The 18,012-nt window shown below is 71.9% G+C and carries 17 protein-coding genes, 1 tRNA gene and 1 pseudogene; 12 read left to right on the top strand and 7 right to left on the bottom strand.

What is annotated here, in order from left to right; translation table 11 throughout:
* Positions 1–205 precede the first annotated feature (205 nt).
* The 8 genes from QHG49_RS18280 (at position 206) to QHG49_RS18245 (ending at position 5,142) form a co-directional block, all read left to right on the top strand.
* The gene (locus QHG49_RS18280; RefSeq protein WP_145488580.1) at positions 206–751 is read left to right on the top strand and encodes a hypothetical protein; all 546 of its coding nucleotides are present in this window, start codon (positions 206–208) and stop codon (positions 749–751) included.
* Positions 752–819: 68 nt separating this feature from the next.
* Positions 820–1,251 carry a tRNA adenosine(34) deaminase TadA gene (tadA, locus tag QHG49_RS18275; protein WP_301492825.1) on the top strand — a complete coding sequence of 144 codons (432 nt, stop codon included), beginning with the start codon at positions 820–822 and terminating at the stop codon, positions 1,249–1,251.
* A 45-nt stretch (positions 1,252–1,296) separates the two neighbouring features.
* Positions 1,297–1,381, top strand: a tRNA-Ser gene (locus tag QHG49_RS18270).
* Positions 1,382–1,536: 155 nt separating this feature from the next.
* Complete coding sequence (locus QHG49_RS18265) at positions 1,537–1,716, top strand: hypothetical protein (protein ID WP_145488500.1); 180 nt, start codon at positions 1,537–1,539, stop codon at positions 1,714–1,716.
* A 10-nt stretch (positions 1,717–1,726) separates the two neighbouring features.
* Complete coding sequence (locus tag QHG49_RS18260) at positions 1,727–2,020, top strand: Dabb family protein (RefSeq protein WP_145488498.1); 294 nt, start codon at positions 1,727–1,729, stop codon at positions 2,018–2,020.
* Between the two features lie 182 nt (positions 2,021–2,202).
* Positions 2,203–3,039, top strand: coding sequence for an RNA polymerase sigma factor SigF (locus QHG49_RS18255; RefSeq protein WP_086808145.1), 837 nt, complete (start codon positions 2,203–2,205; stop codon positions 3,037–3,039).
* Positions 3,040–3,424: 385 nt separating this feature from the next.
* Positions 3,425–4,339, top strand: a complete 915-nt coding sequence (locus QHG49_RS18250) for an RNA polymerase sigma factor SigF (protein WP_145488497.1) — start codon at positions 3,425–3,427, stop codon at positions 4,337–4,339.
* Between the two features lie 38 nt (positions 4,340–4,377).
* Positions 4,378–5,142 (top strand): hypothetical protein, encoded by a 765-nt coding sequence (locus tag QHG49_RS18245; RefSeq protein WP_301490366.1) that lies wholly within the window; start codon positions 4,378–4,380, stop codon positions 5,140–5,142.
* 37 nt (positions 5,143–5,179) lie between these two features.
* Here QHG49_RS18245 and QHG49_RS18240 read toward each other — a convergent pair whose 3' ends face one another.
* The gene (locus tag QHG49_RS18240; RefSeq protein ID WP_301490365.1) at positions 5,180–5,389 is read right to left on the bottom strand and encodes a hypothetical protein; all 210 of its coding nucleotides are present in this window, start codon (positions 5,387–5,389) and stop codon (positions 5,180–5,182) included.
* Positions 5,390–5,596: 207 nt separating this feature from the next.
* Between QHG49_RS18240 and QHG49_RS18235 the strand changes: the two genes are divergently transcribed.
* From QHG49_RS18235 to QHG49_RS18225, 3 genes are all read left to right on the top strand, one after another.
* The gene (locus tag QHG49_RS18235; protein ID WP_145488491.1) at positions 5,597–6,091 is read left to right on the top strand and encodes a MarR family winged helix-turn-helix transcriptional regulator; all 495 of its coding nucleotides are present in this window, start codon (positions 5,597–5,599) and stop codon (positions 6,089–6,091) included.
* Between the two features lie 13 nt (positions 6,092–6,104).
* Positions 6,105–8,669, top strand: coding sequence for an MFS transporter (locus QHG49_RS18230; protein ID WP_145488489.1), 2,565 nt, complete (start codon positions 6,105–6,107; stop codon positions 8,667–8,669).
* Between the two features lie 102 nt (positions 8,670–8,771).
* Positions 8,772–9,593 carry a YceI family protein gene (locus QHG49_RS18225; RefSeq protein WP_145488487.1) on the top strand — a complete coding sequence of 274 codons (822 nt, stop codon included), beginning with the start codon at positions 8,772–8,774 and terminating at the stop codon, positions 9,591–9,593.
* 67 nt (positions 9,594–9,660) lie between these two features.
* Here QHG49_RS18225 and QHG49_RS18220 read toward each other — a convergent pair whose 3' ends face one another.
* Complete coding sequence (locus QHG49_RS18220) at positions 9,661–10,401, bottom strand: GAF and ANTAR domain-containing protein (protein WP_145488485.1); 741 nt, start codon at positions 10,399–10,401, stop codon at positions 9,661–9,663.
* A 144-nt stretch (positions 10,402–10,545) separates the two neighbouring features.
* Between QHG49_RS18220 and QHG49_RS18215 the strand changes: the two genes are divergently transcribed.
* The gene (locus QHG49_RS18215; RefSeq protein WP_301490364.1) at positions 10,546–11,016 is read left to right on the top strand and encodes a PPOX class F420-dependent oxidoreductase; all 471 of its coding nucleotides are present in this window, start codon (positions 10,546–10,548) and stop codon (positions 11,014–11,016) included.
* A 15-nt stretch (positions 11,017–11,031) separates the two neighbouring features.
* Here QHG49_RS18215 and QHG49_RS18210 read toward each other — a convergent pair whose 3' ends face one another.
* The 5 genes and pseudogenes from QHG49_RS18210 to QHG49_RS18190 all read right to left on the bottom strand — a co-directional run bounded on the left by QHG49_RS18210 (position 11,032) and on the right by QHG49_RS18190 (position 17,973).
* A complete protein-coding gene (locus QHG49_RS18210) occupies positions 11,032–11,787 on the bottom strand; it encodes a TetR/AcrR family transcriptional regulator (protein ID WP_186337902.1) in 756 nt (251 codons plus the stop codon).
* Between the two features lie 144 nt (positions 11,788–11,931).
* Positions 11,932–14,118 carry a glycosyltransferase family 39 protein gene (locus QHG49_RS18205; protein ID WP_301490363.1) on the bottom strand — a complete coding sequence of 729 codons (2,187 nt, stop codon included), beginning with the start codon at positions 14,116–14,118 and terminating at the stop codon, positions 11,932–11,934.
* Positions 14,090–15,452: pseudogene (locus QHG49_RS18200) on the bottom strand (glycosyltransferase); the annotation flags it as partial. The gene QHG49_RS18205 and the pseudogene QHG49_RS18200, both read right to left, overlap by 29 nt.
* Positions 15,453–15,466: 14 nt before the next feature.
* A complete protein-coding gene (locus QHG49_RS18195) occupies positions 15,467–17,038 on the bottom strand; it encodes a HAMP domain-containing sensor histidine kinase (RefSeq protein ID WP_301492824.1) in 1,572 nt (523 codons plus the stop codon).
* Positions 17,039–17,235: 197 nt separating this feature from the next.
* Positions 17,236–17,973 (bottom strand): response regulator transcription factor, encoded by a 738-nt coding sequence (locus QHG49_RS18190; RefSeq protein WP_167532356.1) that lies wholly within the window; start codon positions 17,971–17,973, stop codon positions 17,236–17,238.
* Positions 17,974–18,012: the final 39 nt, after the last annotated feature.

The raw sequence follows: 18,012 nt of genomic DNA, 5'->3' as shown, positions 1-18,012 counted from the left end.
CAGGTGGCCGCAATGAGAGCGCTGGTGACTCTGTGACGATTCACGCTCGAAACCGCCAGACACAGGGAGCCGAAGACGTCCCCTGAACGCCTTGTTTCTGCCACGATTCCGAGTGGGTGGGGCTCGGAGCCCAGCTCTCTCCGCCCAAGAACCTCCGCCGGGGGGACCCCCAACCGGCACGCCTATGACCAGTGGGAGAGTCACGGTGTACTTCGCCGCACTGCTCGCGCGCACCGAAGACGGGTGGGAAGCGAGCGACACAGAGCTCGACGATGTGGAGACCCTGTCGGATCTGGCCGACCTGGCCCGTGAATCCTCTCCCGAGGAGGACACGGTGCTCGTCCTGATCGAGCAGGAGGACGCGTGGTTCGGCGTCGTCCGCGTGGACGGGGAGGACGACCCCCGCATCTACGTCTCGGACGCGGCCGCCGCCGCCCGCAGCGCCTACGGAGAGCTGCTGCTCACCGATGAGCTGCTGGGCCGGGAGCCCGGCGCCGCCGACGGCCCCGACCTGGACGAGCTCGACCTCGACGGCACCGAGGACGGCGAGTCCGAGGCCGACGACGACGATGACGGGACCGAGGAGGGCGGCACGGGCGACGCGGTGCCGCACAGCCCGGTCGGCGACAGCGAGATCCTCGACGACCTGGGCATCAGCGAGAAGGAACTGCGCTCCCTGGACGCCGAGGACGCGCTCGGTGCCATCGCCGAGGCCCTGGGTGCCTCGGAGGTGCTGGAGACCGTCCGCTGACCGCGAGACGAACGGTGGACGGCACCCGTGCGGCACCCGACCCGGTGCGCGACCCCTGGCGGGACGCGATGCGGCTCGCCCTGGCCGAGGCCGGGGCCGCCGTCCGGGGCGGGGACGTCCCGGTCGGCGCCGTCGTCCTGTCCCCGGACGGTACGACGGTGCTCGCCACCGGGCACAACGAGCGCGAGGCCACCGGCGATCCCACGGCCCACGCGGAGGTCCTGGCGATCCGCCGGGCCGCCGCGCTCCTCGGCGAGTGGCGGCTGACCGGCTGCACGCTCGTGGTCACCCTGGAGCCCTGCACCATGTGCGCGGGCGCGCTGGTGCAGTCCCGGGTGGACCGGGTGGTCTACGGCGCCCGGGACGACAAGGCGGGCGCCGCCGGGTCGCTGTGGGACGTCATGCGCGACCGGCGGCTCAACCACCGCCCGGAGGTCGTCGAGGGCGTCCTCGCGGGGGAGTGCGCCGCGCTGCTCACGGAGTTTTTCCGGGATCGCTGAACACCGATTTCGGACCACGCCCCACCGTGCTGTAGGGTCTCCCTCGGTAGCGTGTCCGAGCGGCCGAAGGAGCTCGCCTCGAAAGCGAGTGTGGCGCAAGTCACCGAGGGTTCAAATCCCTCCGCTACCGCTTCCGAAAGGGCCTCGTCGTAAGACGGGGCCCTTTCCGCATCCGCCCAAATCGCTGCGTGCGGCGGGCCGTTGGCCCCCGAGGAGGGTGTGAACGTTACACTCACCGCCGGCGAGCAGGGGCCCGTGGGGCCATGGAGACAGGGGAGGGCCGCGGTGGCGGTGAACGCCAAGAAGATCGTTCTGTACGCGCTCGTGGTCTTCGTGCTGTACGTGATCATCACGGACCCGGCCAAGGCGGCCGGCTATGTCCAGATAGGCTTCGAGGGCATATCGGACGCGGCCAGGGCCATCGGGGACTTCATGACCTGGGCCGCCAACGGAGGAAAGAACTGAGGTACTCCGCATGATCCGCCACCTGGTCCTGTTCAAGCTCAACGAGGGCGTCGAGCGCGACGATCCGCGGGTCGCGGCGGGCGTGGCCGCCTTCCGGGCACTGCCGGACCAGATCGAGGAACTGCGCTCCTGGGAGTGCGCCTGGAACATCACCGACCGGCCGATCGCGTACGACTTCGCGATCAACTCGGCGGTCGAGGACACCGGTGCCCTCCAGCGCTACCTGGAGCACCCGGCCCATCAGGCGGGCGTCGCCCGGTGGCGCGAGTTCGCCACGTGGGTGATCGCGGACTACGAGTTCTAGACCCCCTCCCCACCGGCCTTCCCCGAAGCCTCCCGCCGCGCAGGCGGGGGGCTTTCGCGCGTTTCACGGCCCAACTTGTCAATGTTTGAACACAACACGGCATTATCGGGTGCTTGCACACAGTGCACATGTCTTGTGATGCTATGACCGCTTTTGACGGATGATTGACCGAAGAGGTGGCGTTGACCGTGCCGGCCAGTACTGCGCCGCCCCAGGAGGAGGCCCCCGTCCCCGCCTCTGTGCCCCCAGGGAAACGCCGCGGCGCGGACACCCGGGCGCTGACCCAGGTGCTCTTCGCCGAGCTGAAGGAGCTCGCCCCCGGCACTCCGGAGCACAACCGGGTGCGGGGCGCGCTGATCGAGGCGAACCTCCCGCTCGTGCGCTACGCCGCCGCCCGCTTCCGCTCCCGCAACGAGCCCATGGAGGACGTGATCCAGGTCGGCACCATCGGCCTGATCAACGCCATCGACCGCTTCGACCCGGAGCGGGGCGTGCAGTTCCCGACCTTCGCCATGCCGACCGTCGTGGGCGAGATCAAGCGGTACTTCCGGGACAACGTCCGCACCGTGCACGTACCGCGCCGGCTGCACGAGCTGTGGGTGCAGGTGAACAGCGCCACCGAGGACCTGACCACGCTGCACGGCCGCTCGCCCTCCACCGCCGAGATCGCCGAGCGGCTGCGGATCAGCGAGGAGGAGGTGCTCAGCTGCATCGAGGCGGGCCGCTCGTACCACGCCACCTCCCTGGAGGCCGCGCAGGAGGGCGACGGGATGCCCGGGCTGCTGGACCGCATCGGCTACGAGGACCCGGCCCTGGACGGCGTCGAGCACCGCGACCTGGTCCGCCACCTCCTGGTCCAACTCCCCGAGCGCGAACAGCGGATCCTGCTGCTGCGCTACTACAGCAACCTCACCCAGTCGCAGATCAGCGCCGAACTCGGCGTCTCCCAGATGCATGTCTCGCGACTGCTCGCCCGCAGCTTCCAGCGGCTGCGCTCGGCGAACCGCATCGACGCGTAGGCGCCGGTATCGGCCGCCTCACAAGAGGGCAGACGTATAACAGAGCCCCGGGCGCATACCGGGCAAGTCGGTGGTCGCACAGTGGGCGCACCGAAGCACACACCCGAACAGCTCTGCATCGCAAACCCGATCGAGCGCTCACCGCCGCGAGCGATTCGCTCACCAGGGCTGTTGCCGGAGTTCCGGACCAGAAAGCCCGTCAGACCCCTTTTATCCAGGGGCGATTCGGATCTGTCGTGTCGACATGTCACTACAGCGTGTTGCCGACATGTGACATTCTGCGGGAGACGCGTTTGCCGGGGCCCCGGCACCGGTATTCAGGTGAAGGCTGCGTTGCACGACCGACGGCGCGGCCGCGACCGTCCCGCGACCCGAAGGGGGTGGCATGTCCGCAGAACAGGGCAGCTCGAAAGTGCTGACGCCCGCGAAGAGCGAGGCGGCGCCCAAGGAGCTCGACGCACTCGACGTCCTCGACGGCATCGAGGGCGTCACGTCCCTCGACGCCGTGCCGGCCCCGGCCACCCCGTCCACGGGCGAGGCCATCGACACCCGCACCCTGTCCCGCTCCCTGTTCCTGCGCCTTGCCGCGCTGGACGAGAACAGCCCCGAGCGCGCCTACGTCCGGGACACCCTGATCGAGCTGAACCTGCCGCTGGTCCGCTACGCGGCGGCGCGCTTCCGCTCGCGCAACGAGCCGATGGAGGACATCGTCCAGGTCGGCACCATCGGCCTGATCAAGGCGATCGACCGCTTCGACTGCGAACGGGGCGTGGAGTTCCCGACGTTCGCGATGCCGACGGTGGTCGGCGAGATCAAACGCTTCTTCCGCGACACCTCCTGGTCGGTGCGGGTGCCGCGCCGCCTCCAGGAGCTGCGCCTGGCCCTCACCAAGGCCAGCGACGAACTGTCGCAGAAGCTGGACCGCTCCCCCACGGTGACCGAACTGGCCGCCGTCCTCGGAGTCTCCGAGGAGGACGTGGTCGACGGCCTCGCGGTCGGCAACGCGTACACCGCCTCCTCGCTGGACTCCCCGGCCCCGGAGGACGACGGCGGCGAGGGCTCCCTGGCCGACCGGCTGGGCTACGAGGACACGGCGCTCGAAGGCGTGGAGTACCGCGAGTCCCTCAAGCCGCTGCTGGCCAAGCTCCCGCCCCGGGAGCGGCGGATCATCATGCTGCGCTTCTTCGCCAACATGACGCAGTCGCAGATCGGCGAGGAGGTCGGCATCTCCCAGATGCATGTCTCCCGGCTGCTCACCCGGACCCTGTCCCAGCTGCGCGAGGGCCTGATCTCCGACTGAGGGTTCCCAACTGACGAGGCGTCATCCACCATGGCCGGATGCTTCGTCGCGGGACGCTTCGTACGACGACATGGTCACCCGGCCGCCGGCGCGCCCTCGCGGGAGCCTCGGCGGCCGTCGTGTGCCTGGGCGCGGCCCTGGGGGCGTGCGCCGGCGCGGGCGGTGGGGGCGGCCATGTGGCGGTGGGCGGTGCGGGCCGCCCGGGCCCGGTCGACGCGCGCCCCACGGGATCGGTGACGATGGTCCCGCTGGACGGACCGGGGGGCGGGGGGACGACTCCCCCGGGCACCACCGGCTCCCCACCGGGTACCACCGGCACCCCGCCGGCCGGCGCCGGCTCCGGGCCGGATCCCGCGCGGGCCGACGGCAGCCCCGTACCGAGCACGCCGGGCCCGCCCTCCCCGAACGGTTCGAGCACGGGCATGGGCACGGGCGCGGATGACGGTCGTACGACCCACACCCCCGCCCCACCGGCCCCGGCCCCCGCTCCCACCACGCCCGCCGCCCTCTCCTGGGGCGCGCCCGTGACGGCGGACGGGGATCAGCGGTGGTGCCAGGAGGTCACGGTCAGTTTCCGGAACTCCGGGGGTACGGCGGTGCGTTCGGGGTCGGTGACGTTCGGGACGCACGTCATCGGGGCGCTCGGCATCGACTGGTCGACCGTGCGGACGTCCGAGGCGCTGCCGGTGCCGATCGGCGCCGGGGCGCGCACGGACCACACCTGGACGGTGTGCCTCGACGCCTGGCGTGTGCCGCTGGGCATGCACATCGAGACGCGGGACGTGGCCGTCCAGTGGAAGTGATCACCGGAGAAGGGGTGCCCTTCTCCGGGCGCTCGGGTTACTTCAGCGCGAGCCAGGCGACGCCGGCCACGACCACGAGGGCCACGATGACGCCGATGATCACGCCGACGCGCGGACCGGAGGAGGAGGAGGAGGCGGCGGCCGGCTGCTGCTGACGCCCCTGCGGAGCCTCGTCGACGAACGCGCGGAACATCTGAGTGCTGCCGGCAGGGTCGTAATTGCCCTGGGGGCCCTGGGTGTTAGCCATGAGCCGAGACCTTAGCGAAGACGGGCCGGGGCACCCAAGTGGGGGGCCACCGGGACAGACGGGGACACCCTTCGCGCACCTCCCCGCATATTCACATCCGCAACGTCATGCCTTTGCCAAGGTTTTACGCGGGCGGCCCGGCGCTTATTTGCCTGTAGCAACCAATAGCCCTTATGGTTGCCCTAAGCAACGAATACGGGAGGTGTGATGGCCGAGCATGCGCAGTTTGACGAGCTTGCGCGTCAGCTCAGCGCCGTCGGCGCCGTCAAACGGGACCTCGTACGGGTACTGCCGCCCGAGTGTCCCGGGGGCTCGGCGGCCGTGCTGACTCTGCTCGGCCGGCACGGCGACATGCGCATGAGCAAGCTCGCGGAACTGCTGGCCGTCGATCTCTCGGTGACCAGCCGGCATGTGGCGCATGTCGCGGCACGCGGCTGGATCGAACGGCACCCGGACCCGGCGGACAAGCGCTCGCGCATCCTGCGCCTGACCGCCACGGGCCAGGAGCAGCTGGACGAGCTGTCCCGGCGGACCTCCGAACTGCTCGCCGAGCGGCTCGGTGACTGGACCGACGACGAGGTCGCCCAGCTCATCCGGCTGATGACCCGCCTGCGCTCGTCGTTCGGCGACTGCCGGTCCCCCTCGGCCCGGCCGCCCGCCCCCGTAGTCGAAGAGACCACCCGTACACCCGCAAGCACGTAAGAAAAGGAAGCCCATGGCAACGACCACACCAGCCGGTGTGCGGGCTCACGCCAAGCACGGGGGAGGCTCCTCGGCGGGCGACGCCCCGATGACCCACCGCCAGATCATGGAGGCGCTCTCCGGCCTGCTGCTGGGCCTGTTCGCCGCCATCCTGTCCTCCACGATCGTCACCAACGCACTGCCGACGATCATCAAGGACCTCGGCGGCGGCCAGTCCGCGTACACCTGGGTCGTCACCGCGGCCCTGCTGGCGATGACCGCCTCCGTGCCCCTGTGGGGCAAGCTGTCCGACCTGATGAGCAAGAAGGCGCTCGTCCAGATATCCCTGGTCATCTACGTGGCCGGCTCGGTCATCGCCGGTCTCGCGCAGAACCCGGCGATGCTGATCACCGCCCGTGTCGTCCAGGGCCTCGGCGCCGGCGGTCTGTCCGCCCTGGTGCAGGTCATCCTGGCCGCGATGATCGCCCCGCGCGAGCGCGGCCGGTACTCCGGCTACACCGGCGCCACCTTCGCCGTGGCCACCGTCGGCGGCCCGCTGCTCGGCGGTGTCATCACCGACACCAGCTGGCTCGGCTGGCGCTACTGCCTGTTCGTCGGCATCCCCTTCGCGCTGATCGCGCTGGTCGTCCTCCAGAAGACCCTGCACCTGCCGGTCACCAAGCGTAAGGTCAAGGTCGACTGGCTCGGCGCCTTCTTCATCACCTCGGCCGCCTCGCTGCTGCTGATCTGGGTGACCTTCGCCAACGACAAGTACGACTGGCTGTCCTGGCAGACGTACGTGATGGTGGGCGGCACCATCCTGCTCGCGCTGGCCTTCGTCCTCACCGAGACCAAGGCGTCCGAGCCGATCATCCCGCTGCGCCTGTTCCGCAACCGCACGATCTCGCTGGCCTCGGTGGCCTCGCTGTTCGTCGGTGTCGGCATGTACGCGGGCACCGTCTTCTTCTCGCAGTACTTCCAGCTGGCGCGGGACAAGTCCCCGACCATGTCCGGTGTGATGACCATCCCGATGATCGGTGGTCTGTTCCTCTCCTCCATGGTCTCCGGGCGGATCATCTCCAACACCGGACGCTGGAAGAACTGGCTGGTCGCCGGTGGTCTGTTCCTCACCGCGGGCCTGTCCCTGCTCAGCCTGATGCGCTACGACACCCCCTACTGGCAGCTGTCCATCTACATGGCGCTGCTGGGCATCGGCGTCGGCATGATGATGCAGAACCTGGTGCTCTCCACGCAGAACCAGGTCGCCCCGAAGGACCTGGGCGCCGCCTCCTCCACGGTGAGCTTCTTCCGCTCCCTCGGTGGCGCGGTCGGCGTCGGCGTCCTCGGCTCGGTCATGTCGGACCGGATCAGCCACTACGCCACGAACAGCATCGGCGAGCTCAGCCCGAAGGCCCGGATGGCCGCGGCCAAGGCCGTGGGCGGCGGCGAGCTGCCCGACATGAACAGCCTGCCGCTGCCGATCCGTCATTGGCTGGAAAGCGCCTACGGGCACGGCATCGCCGACGTCTTCCTCTACGCGGCACCCTGCGCCCTGGTCGCCTTCGTCGTGGTGATGTTCATCAAGGAGGTCCCGCTGCGGACGACCGGCGCGCTGACCCAGGCCGCGCAGGAGAAGGCGGGGACCGTCGAGAACACGCTGGAGAGCACTGTGGAGAACACCATGCGGAACGTGCCGGGCGAGCCCGTCCAGGAGAAGGTGCCCAGCCTGACCGCGCCCGCCCCGGTGGTGGGTGCCACCGAGGCGCTGGCCACCGCGAGTGCGAGCGCGGCCCCGATGACGGCCGTGGCGACCATCGCCGAGCCCGGTTCGGGCGGCGACGGCACCCCGGTGCACGGCTTCGTCCGCGGCGCCGAGAGCGCCCCGGTCCCGGGGGCCGCGGTCACCCTGATCTCGCTGGCCGGCCGCCAGCTGGGCCGCTCCGTCGCCCGGGCCGACGGCTCCTACGCGCTGGCCGCCCCCGGCACCGGCAGCTACGTCCTGATCGCCTCCGCCGACGGCTACCAGCCGCAGGCCTCCACCGTCGTGGTGGGCGAGGAGCCGCTGTCGTACGACCTGCTGCTCAGCGGCACCAGCGGGCTGACCGGTGTGGTGCGGGCGAGCGGGAGCGCGCTGCCGGTCAAGGACGCCATGGTGATCGTCACCGATGTGCGCGGCGACCTGCTGGCCACCGCGGCCACCGGGGAGCAGGGCGAGTTCGGCTTCACCGACCTGGTGCCCGGACCGGTGACCGTCGCCGTCAACGCGGGCGGTTTCCGGCCGCGCGCCCTGCCCGTCGAGGTGGCCACCACCGGTATCACCCGGCTCGCCGTCGATCTGGACGCCGGCGCCCGCCTCCAGGGTGTCGTCAGGGCTCCGCACGGACCGCTGGCCGACGCCCGGGTGACCCTGGTCGACCAGGCCGGCAATGTGGTCGGCAGCGCCACCACGGGTGCGGACGGGGCGTACGCCTTCACCGACCTGGACAGCGGCGACTACACCGTCATCGCGACCGGCTACCCGCCGGTGGCGACCGCGCTGACCGTCACCGGCACCGGTGCCGACGGTCACGACATCGAACTCGCCCACCCCGGCGAGTAGTTCCACCCGGCCCGTGGCAGGGCACGCTCCGAGCGGAGCTGCCCGGCGCCACGGGCCGGTTTCTTATGACCGATTTGCATGGCCTCGCAGGGAGAAAACGGGATGGGACTGACCGCGAAGATCCGTACGCGGGACGGGTGGGCCGTGTCGCACGCGGTCGTCACGGTGACCGACATGACCGGTACGCAGGTGCTGCGGGCCGAGGCGGACGCCGAGGGGGCCGTACGGGACACCACCGAGCTGGCCCCGGGGGCGTACACCGTGATCGTGACCGCCGTGGGGTACGCGCCGGCCGCGTCCAGCGCGATCGTCACCGCGAGCGGCCGCGCCGAGATCGGCGCCGTGACCCTGGCCCGGCAGGGCGGCACCGAGCTGCCCCCGCCCGGCCCCTGGACCATCGACCCGGCGCACTCCTCGGTCGCCGCGGTCGCCCAGCACCTGGGGATCTCCAGCGTGCACGGCCGGTTCACGGAGTTCGGCGGCATCATCGAGATCGCGCCGGACGACATCGCCAAGTCCCGGGTGGAGGCGGTGATCAGGGCCGGGTCCATCGACACCGGCAACGGCATGCGGGACACGCATCTGCGCTCCGGTGACTTCCTCGACACCGAGAACCACCCGGAGATCACCTACCGCTCCACCGGGCTGAGCCAGGCCGGGACGGACCGCTGGACCGTGCACGGCGAGCTGGCCCTGCACGGCGTGGTCCGCCAGGTCGACCTGGACCTCGCCTACCTCGGCACCGGCGCCGACCCCTGGGGCGGCACCCGCGCCGCGTTCCGGGCCACGGCGGAGCTGCACCGCGAGGACTTCGCGATGAACTACAACCAGGTCCTCCAGGCCGGAATCGCCGCCATCGGCACCACGCTGAAGGTCCAGCTGGACATCCAGGCGGTACAGGGCGACAGCCTGCCGGCCGCCTGAGCCACGGCGCGGAGGAGCCCGCCGACCGGATGCCGGTCGGCGGGCTCCTCCCGTTCCGCGGAGCGCGCTAGTTGTCCGTCGCGCCCACGATGCGCCGGGCCAGGTCGCGGAGCTTGACGTTCTCCCGCTGGGAGGCGCGCACCAGGCTCTCGAAGGCGGCCTGGGCGTCGATGTCCAGGCGCTCCATCAGGATGCCGGTGGCCTGTCCGATCAGGTCCCGGGTGTGCATGGCCGCCGTCAACTGCTCGCGTACGGTCACGGAGTTCAGGGCGAGGCTCACCTGCGCGGTGAACAGCCGGCCGAGCCGGGCCGCCGTCTCGTCGAAGGCGCCGGGCTCCCGGGAGTAGGCGGTGAGCACCGTCAGCCGGCGCCGGTCGGCGCGCAGCCGCATCGACAGCACCGAGCGCAGCTCCTGCGGTTCGCCGTCCGCGCCGCCGCTGTCCGCGACCCGGACCACCGGCGCGTCCCACAGCCGCTCCCAGTGCGGCAGGTCGGGGGTGCCGGCGGCGCGCACGATGTCATGGCTCCAGGCGACCGTGCGCAGGCTCTCCCCCCGCTCGATCTCGCAGACCCCGGCGTGTTCGGCGCCGGGCAGCAGATGCACCGCGAGCCGGACCGCCGTGTCGAGGGCGGCACCGGGGGAGGCGCTCTCGTGCAGCTCGCGGGCGGCGGCCGTCAGGGCCTCGGCCAGGTCGAGAGCGCCGGGGGAACGGGTCGCCTCGACGACGTCGTACGCGGAAAAGTCGTACGCGGGGGTGTCGGGCAGGGAAAAGTCGGACGCGGCCACCACGAACCTCTCGGATGACATGACCGTACGGCCATGCGCAGGAGAGCTCCGCAGCACATTCCCGACTGCGAGCACAGGACAGAAGAACTTTAGCTGCTCCATTGCGGTGAAGTGACCTTCCTCCGGCGCGGCGCGCGGCGGCCGGGAGCGTTCTAGGCTGCGGCCATGGCACCGAACATCGCGACGAACACCCGTGTCTCCCTGGACGAGCTGCTGGACTTCGTACGACCCCGCCACCGGGCGCTGCTGATCACCCGCCGCGCCGACGGCTCCCCGCAGGCCTCCCCGCTGACCTGCGGGGTGGACGACTCGGGCCGGATCGTGGTCTCGACGTACCCGGAGCGGGCCAAGACCCGCAATGCCAAGCGCGATGCGCGGGTGAGCCTGCTCGTCCTCAGCGACGACTGGAACGGCCCCTGGGTGCAGGTCGACGGCACCGCCGAGGTCGTCGACACCCCCGACTCGGTGGAGCCGCTGGTCGAGTACTACCGGAACATCGCCGGTGAGCACCCCGACTGGGACGAGTACCGGGCGGCCATGCGCGAGCAGGGCAAGTCGATCATCCGGGTGACGCCCGAGCGGTGGGGACCGGTGGCGACCGGGGGGTTCCCGGCGCGGCTGGCCGGCGGGGAGTGAGGGGGCGGAGCGGGGTCAGCCCCGTTCGACCATCGCCTCGATGCCCGCGATCAGCAGGTCCAGGGCGAAGGTGAAGTCACGGTCCATCAGCTCGGCGACCGTGCCCCGGCCGCGGGCCTCCAGGATCTGCCGGGACTCCTGGACGAAGTCCGCGGTGTGCGGGTCCTGCCGGACCGAGTCCCTGGCCTGCCGGTAGTAGTCGTCCGGGGTCAGCCCGGAGTCCGCGATCCGGCACATGAACTGGGCTTCTTTCGTGCCGAATCCGTACACGAACTGGAAGACGGCCGAGATCGCGCCCATCACCCGGTGCGGGGGCAGCCCGGAGCGGCCGAGGGTGCGCTGCACGCTGCGGGAGAAGTCCAGCGAGTGGGGGCCGATGTTCAGGTACTGGCCCGCCAGCCGGGACAGCCAGGGGTGGCGCACCAGCAGGCTCCGGTACTCGGCGGCCAGGGCCCGCAGCCGCTCCCGCCAGTCGGCCGCGTCGTCCTCGCCGGGCAGGCGCAGCTCGCCGTAGACCGCGTCCAGGGCGAGTTCGAGCAGGTCGTCCTTGGTGTCGACGTACCAGTACAGGGACATCGCGGTGACGTGCAGCTCGGCGGCGAGGCGGCGCATGGCGAACTTCGCGAGGCCCTCCGCGTCCAGGAGGCGCACGGACGCGGCGGTGATCCGCTCCCGGTCGAGGGGGGAGGGCTGCCCGCCGCGTCCGCCGCGCCGGGGCTTCTCCTGGAGCCACACGCTGTCCCCCGCCGTCCGCCCCGCCGTCTTCGCCACCGGCGCACCTTCCTCTGTCTCCGGCCGCACGCCGCCGCTGTCCGAGCTGCCAGGGGTCGGCGGCGTGGGGGAACGGGCCCGCGTCCCTGTGCCGTTACCCACCTCCCCCGGCACTTAGACGCGGACCCGCTCCGCTGATTCCTCTCAGTTTCCGGTGCGCCGGGTGAGGTCGTAGAAGGTGGCCGAACCCACGGTGACCTTCTTGAAGTTGCTCTGCACCCAGGAGCTGATCTGCGAGCCGGTGCCGCTCGCGCCACCGCGTCCGGTGCCCTCGCCGCCCTGGCCCATGCCGCCGCCGGCGATGAAGTAGTGGATCCGGCCGTCGGCCACGTACTTCTCGAACTGGGCGAGGGTCGGCGACGGGTCGGTGCCGTTGAAGCCGCCGATCGCCATCACCGGGTCACCGGTGGCGAGTTGGTAGCTGGCCGCGTTCTGCGAACCGATGGACGCGGCGACCCAGGTGTACCGGGAGGCGTCCTTCTTCAGCAGTGACTTGGCCGCCGAGCCGACGTCCGCGCCGTTCAGCAGGCCGCCGAAGCCTCCGGCACCGCCCGCGCCCTCGCGGGCACCGCCCGGGAAGCCGCCGGCGAGGTCGCCGCCGAGGCCCGGGAACCCGTTCCCGTTCTGCCCGCCCGGCCTGCCCTGGCCCCCGCCGGGCACACCCTGCTGGCCCTGCTGGCCCTGTCGGCCCGGCATGCCTCCGCCGCCGAAGCCGCCCCGGGCGCCGCCGGTCCGGCCGCCGCCCGGGCCCCGGCCGCCGCCGAAGCCCATCATGCTCGCGCCCGCCGGGCCCGCCGTCGGGATGGAGCCCTCGTGCGCGGAGTCCACCGTGCTCAGGGTGTAGGCGGTGGGACCGGCCAGCGCGGCGACCAGGGCGAGGGCCGCCGCGCCGAGGGCGAGGGGCCGGGTGAGGCGCCCGGCGAAGACCAGGCCGAGGGCCGCCACCAGACCGCCGATCAGAACCAGCCACCTCAGCCAGGGCAGATAGGTCGGCGTGCGGTTGAGCAGCACATAGCCCCAGGCCGCGGCCGCCACCACGGCGGCGGCGAGCGCGAGCGCCGCCCACACCTCGCGGCGCCGCTCCCACAGCAGCCCGGCGCCCATGCCGACGACGGCGGCCAGATAGGGGGCGAGAGCCACGGTGTAGTACTGGTGGAAGATGCCCGCCATGTAGCTGAACACCGCCATGGTCATCAGCAGCGAGCCGCCCCAGACCAGGAACGAACCGCGGGTGACCGACGTACGCCGGTACCGCCGGGTCGCCACCAGCCCCGCGACCAGCAGGATCAGCGCGGCGGGCAGCAGCCAGGAGATCTGGCCGCCCACCTCGGAGCCGAACATCCGGTCCCAGCCGGTCGACCCCCACATCCCGCCGCCACCGCCGCCACCGGGGGCCCCGCCCCCGCCGACGCTGCCGGTCTCCTCGCCGTTCAGCCGCCCGAACCCGTTGTAGCCGAAGGTCAGTTCGAGGAAGCTGTTGTGCTGCGAGCCGCCGATGTACGGGCGGGACGAGGCCGGCCACAGCTCGACGATGGCCACCCACCAGCCCCCGGACACCACCAACGCCAGTGTGGCGGCGGCCAGTTGACCGAGGCGCTTCCTCAGCGGCACCGGCGCGCACACCGCGTACACCAGGGCGAGCGGCGGCAGGATCAGGAACGCCTGGAGCGTCTTGGCGAGGAACGCGAGGCCGATCGCGGCCCCGGCCCACACCAGCCACCTGGTCCGGCCGTCCTCCAGCGCCCGTACGACGAGGTAGCAGGCCAGCGACATCAAAAGGGCCAGCATGGCGTCCGGGTTGTCGAACCGGAACATCAGCGCCGCGACCGGGGTGAGCGCGAGCACCGCGCCCGCGATCAGACCGGCCACGGGGCCGCCGCGACGGCGCACGGCGGCGTACACGACGGCCACCGTCGCCACACCCATCAGCACCTCGGGCGTGAGGATCGCCCAGGAGTTCAGGCCGAAGACCCGCACCGACAGTTCCATCGGCCACAGGGAGGCCGGGGGCTTGTCGACGGTGATGGCGTTGCCCGCGTCCAGCGAGCCGAAGAACAGCGCCTTCCAGGACCCGCTGCCCGCCTGGACGGCCGCCGCGTAGAAGGAGTTGGCGTAGCCGGAGGCGCTCAGGTTGTACAGGTAGAGCAGCAGGGTGGCGGCGAGCAGCCCGAGGAAGGCGGGGCGCGCCCAGCGGGGGTCCTCGGGGCGCCCGCGCCACAGCCGGTGCGGGAGGGGCGGCCGGGGCGCGGCGGCGTTCGGGGGCGGGCCCGCCGCGGTGGTGTCGCCGGGCCCCTCCGGCACGTCGAGCGGGCGGTCGTAGGAGGTGCTCATCGGGACCCTTCGGAGATGTCGGTGTCGGTGCCGGAACCGGTGCCGCGCCCCGTGCCGGTGCCGGTTCCGGTGTCGTACGGCTGCCGCTGGTCCGGGAAGACCCAGGCGCGGAAGAGCAGGAACCGCAGCACGGTCGCGGCGAGGTTGGCGGTGACCAGGACCGCCAGTTCGGTGGAGTGCGCGGGATGGCCGCCGGCCGCGTCGAGGGCGGCCAGCGAACCGCTGGTCAGGGCGAGTCCGATGGCGAAGACCACCAGGCCCTGCGCCTGATGGCGGACCGCGCCGCCCCGGCCGCGCACCCCGAAGGTGAGCCGGCGGTTGGCGGCCGTGTTGGCGACGGCCGAGACCAGCAGCGCGAGGGCGTTGGCGGTCTGCGGCCCGCAGAACTCCCGGAAGCCGCTGTAGAGCAGCAGGTAGAAGAGGGTCGACAGGACGCCGACCACGCAGAAGCCGATCAGCTGGCGGGCCAGCCCCTTGGGCACGCCGGTCAGCTCGCGGTCGCGCGGGTCGTCGCCGAACGGCCGGGCGAGCAGGTCCAGCGGCAGCGAGCCGGTGGCGAGCGCCCGGCCGATCCGCCAGACGCCCTTGAGGTCCTCGGTCGCGGTGCGCACGATGTGCACGGTGGAGTCGGGGTCGTCCACCCAGTCGACCGGCACCTCGTGGATCCGCAGCCCGGCCCGCTCGGCGAGCACCAGCATCTCGGTGTCGAAGAACCAGCCGCTGTCCTCCACCAGCGGCAGCAGCACCCGCGCCACATCACCTCTGATCGCCTTGAACCCGCACTGCGCGTCCGAGAAGCGGGCCTGGAGCGAGCCGCGCAGGATCAGGTTGTACGCCCGGCTGATCAGCTCGCGCTTGGGGCCGCGCACGACCCGGGAGGAGCGGGCGAGCCGGGAGCCGATCGCGAGGTCCGAGTGGCCCGAGATCAGCGGCGCGACCAGCGGCAGCAGGGCGTTGAGGTCGGTGGACAGATCGACGTCCATATAGGCGAGCACCGGCGCCTCGGACGCGGACCACACGGTGCGCAGCGCCCGGCCGCGGCCCTTCTGCTCCAGCCGTACGACGCCCACCCCGGGCAGCTCGGCCGCCAGCCGCGCCGCGACCAGCGGGGTGCGGTCGGTGGAGGCGTTGTCCGCGATGGTGATGCGGAAGGCGTAGGGGAAGGTGCGCGTCAGATGCTCGTGCAACCGGTGGACGCACGGCTGGAGGTCCTGCTCCTCGTTGTAGACGGGGATCACCACGTCCAGGACGGCCGTGCCGGCGGCCGAGGCCGGCAGGTGCTCCCGGGCCGGCAGCGTGCCGGGGGGCGAGTCGGGAGAAGAGTCGGTTCGCATGGAACCGACTCTTGTCAGGCGCCCTGTCGCATCGATGTGGTGGTGCTGTGGTACGGCTGTGAGTCCGAAGTGGCCTGTTCCATAGGTGAGTTGACGCCGCCGGGGCCGGTGACGGACCGGGTGCCGAGCGCGGGCAGGCGCAGGGTGAACACGGTCCTGCCGGGCGCGCTCTCCACGCTCACCGAGCCGTCGTGCGCCGCCGCGACGGCCTGCACGATGGCGAGCCCGAGCCCGGTGGAGCCGGTGGCCCGGGACCGCGCCGAGTCCCCGCGGGCGAACCGTTCGAAAACGTGCGGCAGCAAATCAGCGGGGATTCCCGGCCCGTTGTCCTCGACGTCCACGCAGACCCAGGGCCCCTGCCGGCGCACCCGCGCGGTGACGGTCGTACCGGGCGGGGTGTGGCGCTGGGCGTTGGCCAGCAGGTTGACCAGGACCTGCTGGAGCCGGGCGGAGTCGGCGCGGACCGGAGCGGGTTCGTCGGGCAGCGCGAGCCGCCAGTTGTGGTCCGGGCCGGCCGCGCGGGCGTCGCTGACGGTGTCCACGACGAGCGGCACCAGATCGGTCCGCCCGAACTCCAGCGGCCGGCCCGCGTCCAGGCGGGCGAGCAGCAGCAGGTCCTCCACCAGCAGGGTCATCCGCCCGGCCTCGGACTCGATCCGCCCGAGGGCGTGCCGGGTGTCGGGGCCGACCTGTTCACGGCCGCGCCGGGTCAGCTCGGCGTAGCCGCGGATGGAGGAGAGGGGGGTGCGCAGTTCATGGCTGGCGTCGGCGACGAACTGCCGTACCCGCGTCTCGCTCTGCTGTCTGGCCTCCAGGGCGCCGTGCACATGGTCGAGCATCCGGTTCAGCGCTGCGCCGACCTGTCCGACCTCGGTGTGCGGATCGCACTCGGCGTCCGGGACGCGCTCGCTGAGGTTCACCTCGCCGGTGTGCAGCGGGAGTTCGGAGACACGGGTGGCGGTGGCGGCGACCCTGCGCAGCGGGCGGGTGGCCACGCCGACGATGACGGTCCCGGCGAGGCAGGCGGCGAGCAGCCCGGCGGCGGTGACACAGACCTCGACGAGGATCAGGGTGTTGATGATGCCGTCGGTGTCGCCGGTCGGGATGGCCACGTAGAAGGAGCCGTTGGGACCGGTGGTGTACTCGGCGCGGTAGCTGCCGAGGCCGGGGAGGTCGAGGGTGTGCGCGCGGCGGTCCTCGGGGACGCCGCCGAGGGCCGTGAGCTGGGCGCCGTCGAGGTCGTGGGCGCTCATGTACGGCGCCGACTTCGACTTGCGGCCCACCTTGCCCTCGGTGGCGGTGCCGTCGCTCACCACGGCCACGACCGTGTACTGCGGCTGCGGGCCCAGGGCGACGAACTGGCCCAGCTCGATGCCCGTGGGGGCGTGTCCGCCGCCGGGTACGCCGGGGCCCTTGCCCTGCCCCGGCGGGGCGAAGGCACCGGAGGCCCGTTTGCCGACCTCGTCCAGCCGGCCGTCCAGCTGGGTGTACAGGTGCGAGCGCAGGGCCAGGGTGGTCACGGTGCCGATCACCGCGCAGACGACGGCGATCAGGACGACGGAGGCGACGACGAGACGGGTGCGCAGGGTGCGCGGGGAGCGGGTCCGGGGGAAATGTGCCCCGGAGAGACGGGTCCGGGGGAGACGGGTCCGGGGGAGATGGGTCCGGGGGTGACGGGCCCGGAGGAGACGGGCCCGGAGGAGACGGGCCCGGAGGAGACGGGCCCGGAGGAGACGGGCCCGGAGGAGACGGGCCCGGAGGAGACGGGCCCGGAGGCGGCTCATCACACGGCGGGCTTGATCAGATAACCGGCGCCGCGCCGGGTGTGGATCATCGGCTCCCGTCCGGCGTCGATCTTCCGGCGCAGGTACGAGATGTACAGCTCGACCACGTTGGCCTGGCCGCCGAAGTCGTACGACCAGACGCGGTCCAGGATCTGCGCCTTGCTGAGCACGCGCCGCGGATTGCGCATGAGGAAGCGCAGCAGCTCGAACTCGGTGGCGGTGAGGTGGATGGAGTCACTGCCCCGCGTCACCTCGTGGCTGTCCTCGTCCAGGGTGAGGTCGCCGACGACGAGCACCGACTCGGAGCGCCGGTCGGTCGCCCCGGCCCTGCGGATCAGCCCGCGCAGCCGGGCGACGACCTCCTCCAGGCTGAACGGCTTGGTCACATAGTCGTCGCCGCCGGCGGTGAGCCCGGCGATCCGGTCCTCCACCGCGTCCTTGGCGGTCAGGAACAGCACTGGCACGTCCGGCAGTTCACGGCGCAGCCGGCCGAGGACGGCCAGCCCGTCCATGTCCGGCAGCATCATGTCGAGGACGACGGCGTCGGGGCGGAACTCGCGGGCCGTCTGGAGGGCCCCCTGACCGTCCGTCGCGCTTCTGATCTGCCAGCCCTCGTAGCGAAGGGCCATGCTCAGCAGTTCGGTGATCGACGTCTCGTCGTCGACCACCAGCACGCGGACGGGGCTCCCGTCCGGCCTCAGCAGTTCGGTACGCCCCTGGGGCGAGGTCGTGGTCATGGCGGCCACACTGTCGGGGCCCTCTGAGAGGAGAGTTTC

This window comes from Streptomyces sp. WP-1, assembly GCF_030450125.1.
In the GTDB taxonomy this organism is placed as follows: domain Bacteria; phylum Actinomycetota; class Actinomycetes; order Streptomycetales; family Streptomycetaceae; genus Streptomyces; species Streptomyces incarnatus.
Note: the sequence above shows the minus strand (reverse complement) of the source record. Positions and strands in the feature narration are given on the sequence as shown.